The following is a 13,401-nucleotide window of genomic DNA, read 5'->3' as shown; positions in this document are numbered from 1 at the left end:
AATAGGACGCGACGCTGTACGAACCATGATCTGATCAATATCAGCGTCATAATACATATTAAGGGCAGCAGATCCACCAGCTCCAATAGCGATGGCAAAAATGCTTACAAGGGCTTCAAATATACCAATAGATCCAGGAGCCATAACAATCCCGACCAAGGCAGTATATACAGCTAAGGACATAACCCCTGGCTTAAGGAGCCTGAAAAAATCTTTAAATCTCGATCTCAAACCTATTCTCCTATCTACCATACAATGAGCATACTGCTATTATTTTATGTGTTATCACCAAAACATCTCACAATTCTATCCATGCATCGTCGCCATATAAAAAACAGGATTAATTCGAACCAAAAATTTTATTTCAAGAAAGATATCAAGATCAGTATACTTAACATGATGGATTTTAAAAAGGAAATACACACTTTTTATGCCATTCAAAATATCAGAATCCTCATGAATACAGACGTTTTCCTATCGATTCATCTCAAAAATAAAAACAATTTTCTCACAAGCTTTCATCACAGAAGGCATCAAAAATGACCTTTATCCTAAGTATTATAAAATCTAATATATCAGTTGCGCGAAAAAAATTTTCAAATTTACTTCAATAAAAGATCCCCAAAAATACACAAGCGTGCTCTATCCCACCCCATGTAACACCTACTGTAATTGAGGACTTACAAACCTACTATTATACAATTTTTCAATATTTTTGCCAAAATTTTTCTCTTACCTGTCTATCCTCAAAACATCGTCTCCAAGATAACAGAGCACAACTAACAGCTAAGGACATATCCCCTAGCTTACGGAGCGCCTGAAAGATCTTTAAGTCTCGATAACCCCCAAAAAAACCAAACCTATTCTCATTGGAACAATACAGGAGAAAATATACAAAATTTATCCGAAAAAGTTAGCCAGTAGCTTATCCTGAATATATTGCAAAATAACCGAAAAATATACGAGATAATATATACACACAACCTGTCTTTGAATAGATTCGTGTTAAGGTGTTTAGCTTAAAGATAAAATTGCAAAACCTTAAAAGAGATCTATAGCAAGAATCTGGTTATAATCGTTTTTTATCGCTCAACTATACACGCAAAGAGGAATAATACATTTTAACGTATTCCATTCAATCTCTCTCGATGGAAAATGAACGATATTGCTTTTAGTTATAATCGTTTTTTCCAGAAATTTATATATTGTTTCAATCGCAGGAGAAAGGTATAAAATATTGGCAGATATTCAAATGTTCTCCAGTATAGCTCCTGGGTCATCAATTCTTGAAATCCGTTAGTATAGTATTCTATAAATTTTTAAAAGAGGGAATAATGTAGTGCATAACCTTCTATCCCTATTCGCTACTGATGAAGAAAAAATTTGTTCTATCGTATCCAATTCATTACAATCAATGGACGATGGTGAATTGTTCCTTGAACATTCTCAATCTGAACAAATAGTATTTGATGATGGACATATTGAAGGGGGAAATTTTCGAACCAATCAAGGTTTTGGACTTCGTGCCGTTGCCTCCGAAGCAGTCGGATATGGTTGTTCTAGTATAATGACATTGGAATCCCTCAAGCGAGCAGCAAAAGCCATCGCCTGTGTAAAGGACGGGTATACTTGCACGTACTCAAAGCGTCCTCCAGAAAACAATCGACCTGTCCTTTATTCCTATGAGAATCCGATTGAAAGCTGTTCTTTTAAGGAAAAAGTTCTTGTTCTTTCAGAAATCGATTCTTATCTTCGCAAAAAAGATATGCGGGTTAAGCAAGTGAAAATATCTTTGAATACAAGCTGGAAAACCATAGAAATCCTACGTGCAGACGGATACCGGATACGAGATACTCGCCCAATGGTAAAATTGTCTATATCTGTGATAGCAGGCAAAGGGGAACGTCGCGAATCTGGCTTCAGTGCGAGAGGAGGTCAATTTTCATTTTCTGAATTGATCAAGGAGCATTCGTGGAAAGCGGATGCAGATGAAGCCCTTAGACAAGCATGCATCAATCTAGAAGCGATTGATGCGCCTGCCGGAACAATGGACGTCGTACTAGCTTCGGGATGGCCTGGTGTTATGTTACATGAAGCAATTGGACATGGATTAGAGGGAGATTTTAATCGCAAAAAGATATCTGCATTTTCTGAATTGATGGGAGAAATGGTTGCCTCCCCAAATGTGACCATAGTTGATGATGGCACTATAAATAAAAAACGTGGATCACTGAATTTTGATGATGAAGGAACCCCCTCAAATTACAACGTCCTGATAGATAAAGGCAGGCTTGTAAATTACATGCAAGACCGCCATAATGCTAGGCTGATGGGGACGAAATCCACTGGGAATGGACGCCGAGAAAGCTATGCTTATCCTCCTATACCCCGCATGACAAATACTTATATGCTCTCTGGGAATATGCCTCCAGCAGAAATCATTTCTTCCGTAAAGAAAGGAATTTATGCTGTTGTCTTTGGCGGAGGACAGGTAGATATCACCTCTGGGCAATTTGTATTTAAATGCACCGAAGCCTATCTCATCGAAGATGGTAAAATCGGCCCACCTATCAAAGGAGCTTTACTAATGGGTAACGGACCCGAATCTATGAAAAATTTATCCATGGTAGGAAACGACTCACAACTTGATCCAGGAATCGGAGTCTGTGGCAAAGCGGGTCAGCAAATCCCTGTCTGCGTAGGACAACCCCACCTGCGTATGAACCGAGTCATAGTCGGAGGAACAAAAACATAGGTCTCCTCCGTATTGAGAATCTCTCTTTATCCTGATTTTCTCAAAATAAATTCTGATTAGGAATTACGATAAGCGTATCAACCAATTCCCCTCAAAAGAAGAGAATAGACCACTCCTCCGCCTTTATCCCTACCAAAGAATCAACAACGAATACATCAGGTTTTTCTGCGAGCCCATATTACCTTTTTCTCTGAAAGGAGGACTTAAGTTTAACTATCCTCTTCCACAGAAAAAATCTTACGTCCACGATAAAGTCCCGTTTTCTTATTGATATGATGAGGGCGATGTAATTCGCCAGTATTTTTATCTTCTACATAAGTAGGAGGAGTTAAAGCATCCGCAGAGCGACGCATACCACGCTTCGACGGACTAGTTTTTCTCTTAGGTACAGCCATATAAAATTACTCCATTCACTATCTACAATAATGCCTCTATAAACGCTCGATGGATCAACCCTTCAGCTCATCTCAACGAAGAAACATGTTTACAGAGATCCTCTCGGATTGACCAGGACTATAAAATTATTATTACCACAATCAATGAGGTTCTTAATTTCTAAGCGTGAAATCAAGTGCACAACTATCAATATATCGAAACCCTTGTGATTACGCAATTTAAAAAAGGAAGATATATACATGTACAGATAGTTACTTTTGATTATGCGATATGATATATGTACGCATCGTCTTGTTCGTTTGCCATGAAATAAATTTTATGCATTATTTCCATTCCATCAAAAATAGATTTTTAGGAAAGTTCATATCTCTCGTCTCTAGAGATAGCTCAGTCGGCATCTTATTAATAAGCTTGACCATAGTGACGACTATCTTCGCCAATATGTCATTTTCTACGTCATTTTACTTCAGTCTTTTAGAATTTAAAATTTTTAATGTCACCTTTAAACATTGGATAAACGATGTTCTTATGAGCTTTTTTTTCCTAATGATTGGATTAGAAATTAAACACGCACTCATAGAAGGAGAACTATCCAGCTGGGAAAAACGCTCTTTGCCCTTCTTTGCCGCTGTGGGAGGCATGATCTTACCTGCCCTCATATACTTATTTTTCAATCGTAATGATACAATAGCTCTCAAAGGATGGGCAATCCCGACAACAACAGATATCGCATTTACGCTGGGCATCTTGTCACTCATGGGATCGCATTTTCCTTATGCTCTTAAAATTTTTTTTATAGCCCTTACAACTATTGATGACCTCATTGCTGTCGTTATCATTGCAATATTTTATACTCAATATCTCAGCTTTCCCGACTTGGGTATCGCGACTGCACTTACCCTATTGCTCCTTGGGTTCAATCGATTTGGCATAACTCACTGCCTCATATATGGCATTTTCGGGGGACTGCTATGGTTTTTTACATTTAAATCCGGAATTCACACAACTATTGCCGGAGTAATACTCGCCATGTTTCTTCCTTTCCAAAAAATCTCTAATACAAATCAATTTTCATTCAATCTCCTGGGAAATTACCTTAAACCTTGGGTAAATTTTCTAGTGCTACCAGCTTTTGTTTTTGCAAATTCGGGCGTTTCTTTATCCGCTTTCTCTCTGACGGATCTCTTTGATCCTGTTATATGGGGGATAATACTTGGCCTTTTTCTCGGAAAGCAAATTGGTATTATCCTATTTTCTTTCTCTCTTATTAAAATGAAATGGGGAATCCTTCCTAAAGGCTCAAATTGGTATCTGCTCTATGGAGGAGCAATCCTCTGTGGAACAGGCTTCACAATGAGCCTGTTTATTGCCTGTCTGGCTTTTCCTCATTCTTATCTCTTACAAGAAAAAGCCAAGATCGGCATCTTACTGGCTTCTACAATATCAAGTATTATTGCGTCTTATTTGATAAAAATCGCCAAAAATAAAAAATGTCTCTAAGAGCATCCAAAATACCGCTGTCAAACCATAGAATAAAGTAACGCATCCTTCGATTTATGCATTAGCAAGAAAAAGCACGTTCCATAACAAATTGCCCAGGTCGACTGTTTGAACCTTCGATTAATTGCCTTTCTCTCAGCAAAGTCTTCATATCTGTTATCATAGAAGGGGAACCACAAATCATCGCTCGATCAGTATCAGGATTAAGGGGAGATACATCAATATTACGATAAAACTCCTCAGACAATATTTGATCGGTAATACGGCCTTTGTACAAATAGTCGTCTCGGGTAACCGTTGCATAGTGTTTGAGTTTTTGACCAACAAATTCTCTCAAAATCTCATTTTGATAAATTTCTTCTATCAAATCAAATCCATATTGTAATTCAGAAACTTTTCGACAAGTATGGGTTATAATCACTTCATCAAATTTTTCATATGTCTCTGGATCACGGATTAAACTCGCGAAAGGAGCAATACCTGTGCCCGTAGAAAAAAGATAAAGCCTCTTTCCAGGCAACAAAGCATCTAGAACCAGAGTTCCTGTGGACTTCTTATGCAACAAAATGCCATCACCAATCTGAACATTCTGAAGACGAGATGTCAAAAATCCATTTTCCACTTTGATAGAAAAAAACTCCAGCCTATCATCCCAGCAAGGACTCGCAATAGAATACGCACGACTTATTTTTTTCTCATCAACCATGAGACCAATCATCACGAACTCACCAGACCGAAATCGAAATCCTTTAGGGCGAGTCGTACAAAAATAGAACATCCTATCTGTATAATGCTTGATTGATACAATGTTCTCACAATATATATTCGACTGTAATCTAGAAAAAGTATCTGCCATAACTTTTAAAGAACCCCATTAATGGCACTATCCATACTCGTTTACTAACACACAACACAAAAGAGGATAAAAAATCCTGCGATCCCAGAAACCGGCAATCCCTCATTAGACAAACATGCTGCAATCCAGCGTATAGTTGCCATATAGAAAAAAGGAATCGATCCTATCCACTCATTAATTGCAAACCATCATATACTGCCCCATCCTCGACAATGCAAATAAATCTATCAAAACTTCTTTGTAAGGAAATGTTCAATAGCTTTTTTACTATCATATAGTTACATTTATTATTGAATACTTACAACAGATCGCAAACGTATCCATGTCCTATTTTAATGCAGCCAGAAGATTCTTAAGATCAGTTTCTATATCTGACCGAATCTCTTTTCTGGCAAGAGCAAAGGCAACATTTGCAAGAATAAGCCCCTCTTTTGATCCACAATCATGTGTACGACCCCTAAAGCGATAAGCTAAAAATTTTTGATTTTCAGATAACCTACGCATAGCATCTGTAAGCTGAATCTCACCATGGCTTCCTTTCTCTTGATCTGCCAAAATATTAAAAATATCAGGTTGCAAAATATAGCGTCCATTAAGGAAAAGGTTGGAAGTCAACTTGTCAGGATCTGGCTTTTCAATCATATCAGAAATAAAAAAGCTGTCCTCATCAATCGACTTTTCCACTTCTACAATACCATAATTATGGGACATGTTCGGGTCACATTTCGCTACTGACAAAATATTAGACCCTCTCTTTTCGTAAAGATTCATCATATTTTTTATACAATTTTCTCCCTCCAAAGATTGCATAATCATGTCCGGCAACAACAAGGCGAAAGGTTCATCACCAACAATATGGCGGGCACACCACACAGCATGCCCAAGTCCTTTAGGTTCATATTGCCGTGTAAATATAGCAGTACCGACCTCCAATAATCCCTCTGTCAGTAAGGTTAGCTCAGCCGTCTTTTTACGTTTTTTAAGCAACTGCTCTAGTTCGAATTGAACATCAAAATAATCTTCAATTGATCCCTTACTACGTCCTGTCACAAAGACAAAATGCGTTAATCCTGCTTCTAAAGCTTCATCTACCACATATTGAATGACGGGCTTATCAACTACAGTCAACATTTCCTTTGGAACCACTTTCGTAATAGGAAGGAAACGTACTCCCAAACCCCCGACAGGGAAAACCGCTTTTCGCAGTTTCTTAAATAATCCCATCCTTCTCTCCTAACAACATGGCATGTTTTTATTGGGATAGATATGCTTCTATATTTGCACGTTTATCGTATATAATACTTTTCTATCCTCGTAAGATAGACCTGTTTTGCACAAAAAGATTCTTATACAAAAAGACTGTCTTTATTATATTTATCTGGGCGTAACGTAGCCTAGCAACTGCGCTCTGACCATTCAAATTAATAGAGCTTTAACTACAACTGATATCGTTCAATCAGAAGAGATCTGCAAATCATCGAATATAGTCAGAGATCTAACGATCTTGGGAAAAGATTCAAACCGCAATACAATGGATGCGACCCATCTTACTTTCAAAAAAGGCATATAAGCATTAAGTCCATGCACCACTTCTGGGCATGCAAATTTCAGTTTTAATCTGCATTTATTTTAATTTCAAAGAGATATTTCAGACTAACAATTAAATTTCTCCTCATAACAATAAACCATCCTCACAAAACTTATCATTCAATATTTCTAAAAATCCCCTTTAGTGATATCCTCGTACGACATGAGCCATACCTAAATCGGCTCTTATGGAAAGAAGATTGGAAAATTTTATATAAGAAAATTGAGATGAAAAACACCCAAAATCAATCGAATATTAACGCTAATGGCAATATCCCCACAAAAGAGAAACTTCGTGAAACGCTTTCTTCTATTTCGAAACGCGCTTTAGAAGAAGCCCAGAGACGCCATGCTGCTCAAAAAAACATCCCGAAACCGCCAGTAGAAATAGGAGGAAGGAAAGGTCCAGACCCCTCTCGTTTTGGAGATTGGGAGAAAAATGGTTTGTCGATAGATTTCTAACCTATATTCTTTACTGCTTGCGGCAATCTTATCCGGATTTTTGGGATCGGAAAAACCAATTTCTCCCAAAATAGATTTTCGAAAAATTAAGCCTTATCTTCTGAAGGGTTCTATCTATCAACAACACAAAATCCCAAACAAGTCATCGGCAAACACTTGTAATTTTTCAATATTACTATCTCTTAGAGATCTTGCCTCACGATTCCTCCGCGCCAATCAATAAAATAAACTCGAAATTGATTTTTCTTGAAACGTTCTCCTAATTGCTTCGCCAAAAAGACTTGCTACGGTAGTGACCCGTATTCTGGAGACAGATTGAATTGAATCTGTAGGCCGTATGGAATCCGTAATTACTAGCTCTTTCAACTTGGACGACGAGATGCGCTCAACGGCAGAACCCGATAAAACCCCGTGTGTAATATAGGCCGTAACACTGGAAGCTCCATGTTCGTGCAAAGCATCAGCAGCACCACACAATGTACCACCGGTATCTACGATATCATCAATAAGAATACATTTCTTCCCTTCTACCTTACCTATTACATTCATAAGTTCAATTTTTCCTGGGTGCTCTCGTCTTTTATCAATGATTGCAAGCAAACATCCCAATCTTTTTGCAAGGGAGCGAGCACGCACAACACCTCCAACATCTGGAGAAACGACCATAACATTGGAAATATCGTAAGTGTTTTTTATATCACGTTCTAAAATTGGCAGAGCATATAAATTATCAGTTGGAATATCAAAAAAGCCCTGAACTTGTCCCGCATGCAAATCCATCGTCATAACACGGTCAGCTCCTGCTTGCGTAATAAGATTTGCAACGAGTTTAGCCGTTATAGGCGTACGCGGACCAGGCTTGCGATCCTGACGACAATACCCAAAGTAAGGAATAACCGCGGTAATACGCCTTGCTGAAGAACGTCGCAAGGCATCTATCATAACGAGCAACTCCATCAGGTGATCATTCGCTGGACAAGAAGTGGATTGAATAACAAACACATCCTCTCCTCGTACATTTTCTCCTATCTCCACAAAGACTTCTTTGTCTGAAAAATACCTTACCGCTGCATTACTCAAAGGCACCTCTAAGTAACGACAGATAGATTCAGAAAGATTTCTGTTAGAATTCCCTGAAAAAATCCTCATATAAAATCTCCTCACCAACTGTGTAGTATTCCCGTAACTGCTACTTTATCAACTAACGATGATTGCTAAAATATTGTATATCTTTTCAAAAAACCTCTCTCTGCTGATAATATACCATCCAAAATCCAAACCATTCTCTAAAAATCAAATCACTACCCATGCAAAGTGGAGAGTATAGGAATATTATCCCCCGCAATACAGAAATCAGATCGATTAAAATCAAAAATCAAATTTAAAACCATATGACCTACTGCAAAGACCACAAATACACCTCATAAAATTCCGTTTCTGTCTATATATTCCGAAAAATAGACCATATTTTACATACGAAATTTTAAAAACCATGCGTCCATACGATTTTTTACGCAAACTTAATCTGAAGAACTTTTCAAGTTATATGACATATTTCCAAAAACCTAAAGATACCCAGCTTAAATATCACCAAAATCTATAAAGGGCATAAGATCTACCTTTTGATGAGAAACGACCATAACTTTAAACAATTCTCCCATGCTTTTTTTGTCAGAATCTGTCCCTACTAAACGTCTAACAGCACTCAAAAAAGTTTCTCTCTGTATTGGATTCCTCGTAAAAGCAGCCACTCTATGCCAAATACCTAATCCCTCTAGAAATCTTCCTTGTGTTGTATACCCATTGATATACAATTTATATGATATTGCTATTAAAGCTAGCTTTTGAAAATCAACGTGACTAGTAAGATCGGCTTTTCCAGGATGCAATAAAGGCGGATCATATCTATGCCCTTTAACCGCTTGGAGAGTATCTCCTGCGCTAGTTTGAAGATGCCCATAGTCAATTATAACGGCAGTACCTCCTTCACCGGACAGCCTTTTAGAAATCAACGCCATTTTATAATCTCGATCTGAAGACGTTTCCAATATCATCCCTAAAGAAAACCTAATCCGAGGAAGAAGATCTTGATCTATCTCACTATCCCCCACACAAAAGAAGAGAGCGTCATGATGATCGACATTGATCATGCGCTCACGGATTCCTTCTGTTGTGACAACAAATTGTCGAATTGGCAGGCTATCAAAAAATTCATTTGCGATAAAAAAAGAGAATCCTAGAGGCACAGTATCAAGATCTTCATGCCAGCTTATCTTATCTATATAGGACGATAGTTGCTGTTTTTGAAGGGATCTTAATCTTTCACTATCCTCTATCATATGAACAGATAGTGCTGAAAAAAAAACTGGTTTTAGCTTTAAAATTGTTCGAAGCATGTCAGTCATCATGGTTCCTCTACCAGGACCCATTTCTATCAATCTAATACATTTCGGGAAACCATGCTCTTCCCAAGCACAAATAAAAAAGATTGCCAGCATTTCTCCAAAGATCTGGTTTATTTCCGGCGCAGTGACAAAGTCACCAGAAATACCGAATGGATCACATGTCTTATAATAACCATAATCAACATCCGATAAACACAACGAAAAATACTCTTCAATTGTTATCGGACCATTTTTTCTGATTAGATCTGATATCTTCTTCGTTAATTGAACATTCAAATGATATCTTTTCTTTTCATCAGGATTGATCTCCGAATACACCAAAGACCAATGAAAAACATCGGCAAGGACAGTATCATACCCATGGTAATCCAATCAGCGAGCAAATATCCTAATTGAACATCTGGTTCACGAAAAAATTCCACAAAAATTCGCAAAATAGAATATCCGCAAACAAAAATACCTGTTATAAGTCCTGGCTTTTTCAGAGCCGATCCACGATAAACAAATATCCTGAGGACAAAAAAAAGAACCAATCCTTCAAGAATCGCTTCATATAACTGACTTGGATGACGAGGAAAAGATCCTCCCGAAGGAAAAATAACAGACCAAGGAACCCAAGAAATCTTTCCCCATAATTCACCATTTACGAAATTAGAGAGTCGTCCCAGAAATATTCCAAATGGAGCAGATGCAGCAACAAGATCAGACAATACCCAAAACGAGGATTTATGAATTCGCGCAAAAAAGAACAAAGATAGAACTGCACCAAAAAATCCACCATGAAAAGACATTCCTCCTTCCCAAAAGCTTAAGATCTGCCACGGAAAAGAAAGATAGTGTTCCAAACCGTAAAATAGAACATATCCCATACGCCCACCGACCAGCACCCCCAAGGCCATCCAAAATATTGCTTGGAAAGTATGATCTTGATCTAAATATAGAACATTTATGCGGTTTTGTCCCTCTGTCCATAATTTCTGCTCACTCAACAATTTGCGCATGTAAAAAGTGCTGAATAACCATCCGCAAAAATAGGACAACCCATACCAACGAATAGGGAAGGAGAATATTGTAACTGCAACAGGATCAAAGTTGAAGGATGAAAAAACAGGGAGTACCATGAGTATCTTTCTAATTCATTGCTTACTTTCGCTTGGATTCTCCCCCAATGTAGCTTGCTGGTCAAGCTCTGTTTTGAGGGAAAGACACGATAATCCAATAAATATCTTGTCGCCATCTTGACTTTGCGATATATTCGTTTTTCTACATTTTTAAGAACTTTTCTAGAGGTAACGTTATGCCATTTAAACCTGACGATGTTTTTAATCAAGCCTCTCGCTTAGTAAATTGCGCTTCTAGCACCCTTAAAGATGCGTCTAAAGAGATCGAAACTTTTATCCAAGTCAAGCTGCAGAGCGCTTTAAATTCCATGGATGTCGTTCGCTCTGAAGACTTTGAGTCGGTTAAAGGAATGATATCTAAAGCTCGCGATGAAAATGCTGCCTTATGCAAACGCCTAAATGATCTGGAAGAGCGAATTGCGAATCTTGAACTTTCTTCGAAAAAAAGAACCAAATAATCCTTATTCCCTTTTTACATAAAAGATTTTATTCTTTCCAAGTTTTGAAAGTATTTAATAATACAAAACCCTTTATAAGGTGTATTTTCAGTTTGTTTTTTACTTTTTCTGTAAAAAAGTCTGTGAGAAGCTCAAAAAGAGGTTCTGTTTCTTCATATAGAGGAACGGAAAACAAGCCTTAACCATTCTCATCTTATCCAAAACATGCAGGGAAAACCTTATATAAGGTTCAAAAATTCCACCATATGCGCATCTTATTCCCGTCTATTAAAATGTTTCTCATCTGCACATCACGAGGTGACGCTTTAAAGCAATCTTGTCAAGATAGTTTTTCCAAAATTTTCGGCAAAAAATTATCTGCCATGATGGAGAAGGAACCGTAGATCACTTTTGCTTCTAAAGCACCATGGCTTTAAATGCGATATCATTCAGGAGAACAACAAAGCAAATCCATCCTCTTCTCACTTGTCAATCGTGAACTAAACGTCCAGTTGTCACATCTTATGTATAGAATATTAGCTCCCAAGAACTCTGCCTCTTATAGAGAATTTTAAAGAAAAGTAATAGATTTCGAAGAGCCAAAGGCTCCTTCATAGATTGTCCGCAAGAAAAAACAATGACTGTTCCAGGAATATATTAGGGAAATAACCCGCTGATATTAGAAGAATCAATAAAACCGTTTTTAACGAAATTAAGGGAGTATAAATTGGCTAAGAAAATGAAAAACAATCCCTATCCTATAGAATCTTTGCCGTTATATAAAATTGTCTCTACCCCCAAAAATCGCTGATTAAAAATTTTTCCAAAAAGGACTTTTCAACGCATATTTCTCCAAATTTTAACCATATAAAAGCGAATCCTTGAATAAAGAGCTAACCAATAGTAATGAATCATAAAGATATGTCCGCTAAAAGAGCCCCCATTCTTATGATATCTTGAAAAATTTCCAGATTCAAAAACAAAAAGCTCTCTCAAACAGGAGAAAAACCATATTGAAAAAACCTATCTCTTTTTTAATAAATCACGAATTTCAGTAAGAAGCATTATATCCGCAGACGGAGAAGTCTCCTTCTTATTAAGAGAAGACGATAGTTGCTTATGCACTAATTTGTTGACAAACTGCATAAGACAAAAAACGATGAATGCTAAAATAAAGAAATTGACGATTATAGTTATAAAACTACCATAGGCAAATACCGCACCTTGCTTGCGTGCTTCTGAGAGAACTGTTGCTACAACTTTTGTACTTAGCGGTATAAAATGATTAGAAAAATCAGCGCCACTACCCATACAAAAACCCACCAATGGCATTACAATATCCTTAACGAGAGACTCCACTACGCGATTAAGAGCGCCCCCAATGATAACCCCTATGGCAAGATCAATGACATTTCCCCGAGCAATAAAATTTTTGAATTCACTAACTATAGACATTATTCCCTCCTGCTAAAATAAAAAATCTTATTATACACTAACCTTACGCAAGACATACCTCTAGGGATTAAGGATGCTATCACGATCCCGAAATTAAGTTTAAAATTTTAATGCTTCGTTAATAACATACCCCCCCACAATGACCTCCTATATTCGCTACATTTCCTCGTGGAATAAAAGGTCATGCCTCAATCCAAAGATAATCCTTATGGCGAACCATTGTCTCTTGTACAAATTATATATACTACATAGCACTCTGGGCAGGATGTCTTCCAGTATTAATACTTGGAACAAGCTTAATTGCTCGCCTGCTAATACAGAAAGCATTTCCCTCAAATCACATCAATGTCCTCCCCTTAACAATTGGGCAGGACAAAATTCACATTCCAGCCAACTTCATACGCTTTCCACATCAGCACTTTAATGA

12 protein-coding genes are annotated in these 13,401 nt (G+C 37.5%); 4 read left to right on the top strand and 8 right to left on the bottom strand.

The window, feature by feature from the left end; genetic code table 11:
* On the bottom strand, window positions 1-252 hold a 252-nt coding region (locus H0G72_RS04735), incomplete at its 3' end, for a UbiA family prenyltransferase (RefSeq protein WP_182017632.1).
* A gap of 1,087 nt (window positions 253-1,339) precedes the next feature.
* Here H0G72_RS04735 and H0G72_RS04730 point away from each other — a divergent pair.
* On the top strand, window positions 1,340-2,755 hold the full coding sequence (locus H0G72_RS04730; RefSeq protein ID WP_310649492.1) for a TldD/PmbA family protein: 1,416 nt from the start codon (window positions 1,340-1,342) through the stop codon (window positions 2,753-2,755).
* Window positions 2,756-2,964: 209 nt separating this feature from the next.
* On the opposite strand, the gene rpmF is transcribed toward H0G72_RS04730, so the two are convergent.
* A complete protein-coding gene (gene rpmF, locus H0G72_RS04725) occupies window positions 2,965-3,150 on the bottom strand; it encodes a 50S ribosomal protein L32 (protein WP_182017631.1) in 186 nt (61 codons plus the stop codon).
* A gap of 271 nt (window positions 3,151-3,421) precedes the next feature.
* On the opposite strand from rpmF, the gene nhaA reads away from it, so the two are divergent.
* A complete protein-coding gene (nhaA, locus tag H0G72_RS04720) occupies window positions 3,422-4,651 on the top strand; it encodes a Na+/H+ antiporter NhaA (protein WP_310649491.1) in 1,230 nt (409 codons plus the stop codon).
* Window positions 4,652-4,712: 61 nt separating this feature from the next.
* Here the strand turns inward: nhaA and H0G72_RS04715 are convergent, their stop codons facing one another.
* Both H0G72_RS04715 and H0G72_RS04710 read right to left on the bottom strand, forming a co-directional pair.
* Window positions 4,713-5,507: a ferredoxin--NADP reductase gene (locus H0G72_RS04715; protein ID WP_182017629.1), complete on the bottom strand. Its 795-nt coding sequence runs from the start codon at window positions 5,505-5,507 to the stop codon at window positions 4,713-4,715.
* 327 nt (window positions 5,508-5,834) lie between these two features.
* A complete protein-coding gene (locus H0G72_RS04710; protein ID WP_182017628.1) occupies window positions 5,835-6,731 on the bottom strand; it encodes a UTP--glucose-1-phosphate uridylyltransferase in 897 nt (298 codons plus the stop codon).
* 591 nt (window positions 6,732-7,322) lie between these two features.
* On the opposite strand from H0G72_RS04710, the gene H0G72_RS04705 reads away from it, so the two are divergent.
* Window positions 7,323-7,556 carry a DUF1674 domain-containing protein gene (locus H0G72_RS04705; RefSeq protein ID WP_182017627.1) on the top strand — a complete coding sequence of 78 codons (234 nt, stop codon included), beginning with the start codon at window positions 7,323-7,325 and terminating at the stop codon, window positions 7,554-7,556.
* A gap of 216 nt (window positions 7,557-7,772) precedes the next feature.
* Here the strand turns inward: H0G72_RS04705 and H0G72_RS04700 are convergent, their stop codons facing one another.
* The 3 genes from H0G72_RS04700 to lgt form a co-directional block, all read right to left on the bottom strand.
* Entirely contained in the window at window positions 7,773-8,705 is a 933-nt protein-coding gene (locus H0G72_RS04700; RefSeq protein ID WP_182017626.1) for a ribose-phosphate pyrophosphokinase, read from the bottom strand.
* Between the two features lie 431 nt (window positions 8,706-9,136).
* The gene (locus tag H0G72_RS04695; RefSeq protein ID WP_182017625.1) at window positions 9,137-10,237 is read right to left on the bottom strand and encodes a class I SAM-dependent methyltransferase; all 1,101 of its coding nucleotides are present in this window, start codon (window positions 10,235-10,237) and stop codon (window positions 9,137-9,139) included.
* Window positions 10,234-11,097, bottom strand: a complete 864-nt coding sequence (lgt, locus tag H0G72_RS04690) for a prolipoprotein diacylglyceryl transferase (protein WP_409049325.1) — start codon at window positions 11,095-11,097, stop codon at window positions 10,234-10,236. Before lgt ends, H0G72_RS04695 begins: the two co-directional genes overlap by 4 nt.
* Before the next feature lie 161 nt (window positions 11,098-11,258).
* On the opposite strand from lgt, the gene H0G72_RS04685 reads away from it, so the two are divergent.
* Complete coding sequence (locus H0G72_RS04685) at window positions 11,259-11,540, top strand: accessory factor UbiK family protein (protein WP_182017623.1); 282 nt, start codon at window positions 11,259-11,261, stop codon at window positions 11,538-11,540.
* 1,002 nt (window positions 11,541-12,542) lie between these two features.
* Here the strand turns inward: H0G72_RS04685 and mscL are convergent.
* The gene (gene mscL / locus H0G72_RS04680) at window positions 12,543-12,968 is read right to left on the bottom strand and encodes a large conductance mechanosensitive channel protein MscL (RefSeq protein ID WP_182017633.1); all 426 of its coding nucleotides are present in this window, start codon (window positions 12,966-12,968) and stop codon (window positions 12,543-12,545) included.
* Between the last annotated feature and the right edge of the window lie 433 nt (window positions 12,969-13,401).

This window comes from Candidatus Liberibacter sp., assembly GCF_014048425.1.
Lineage (GTDB): Bacteria > Pseudomonadota > Alphaproteobacteria > Rhizobiales > Rhizobiaceae > Liberibacter.
This window is presented reverse-complemented; position numbering and strand designations above follow the sequence as displayed.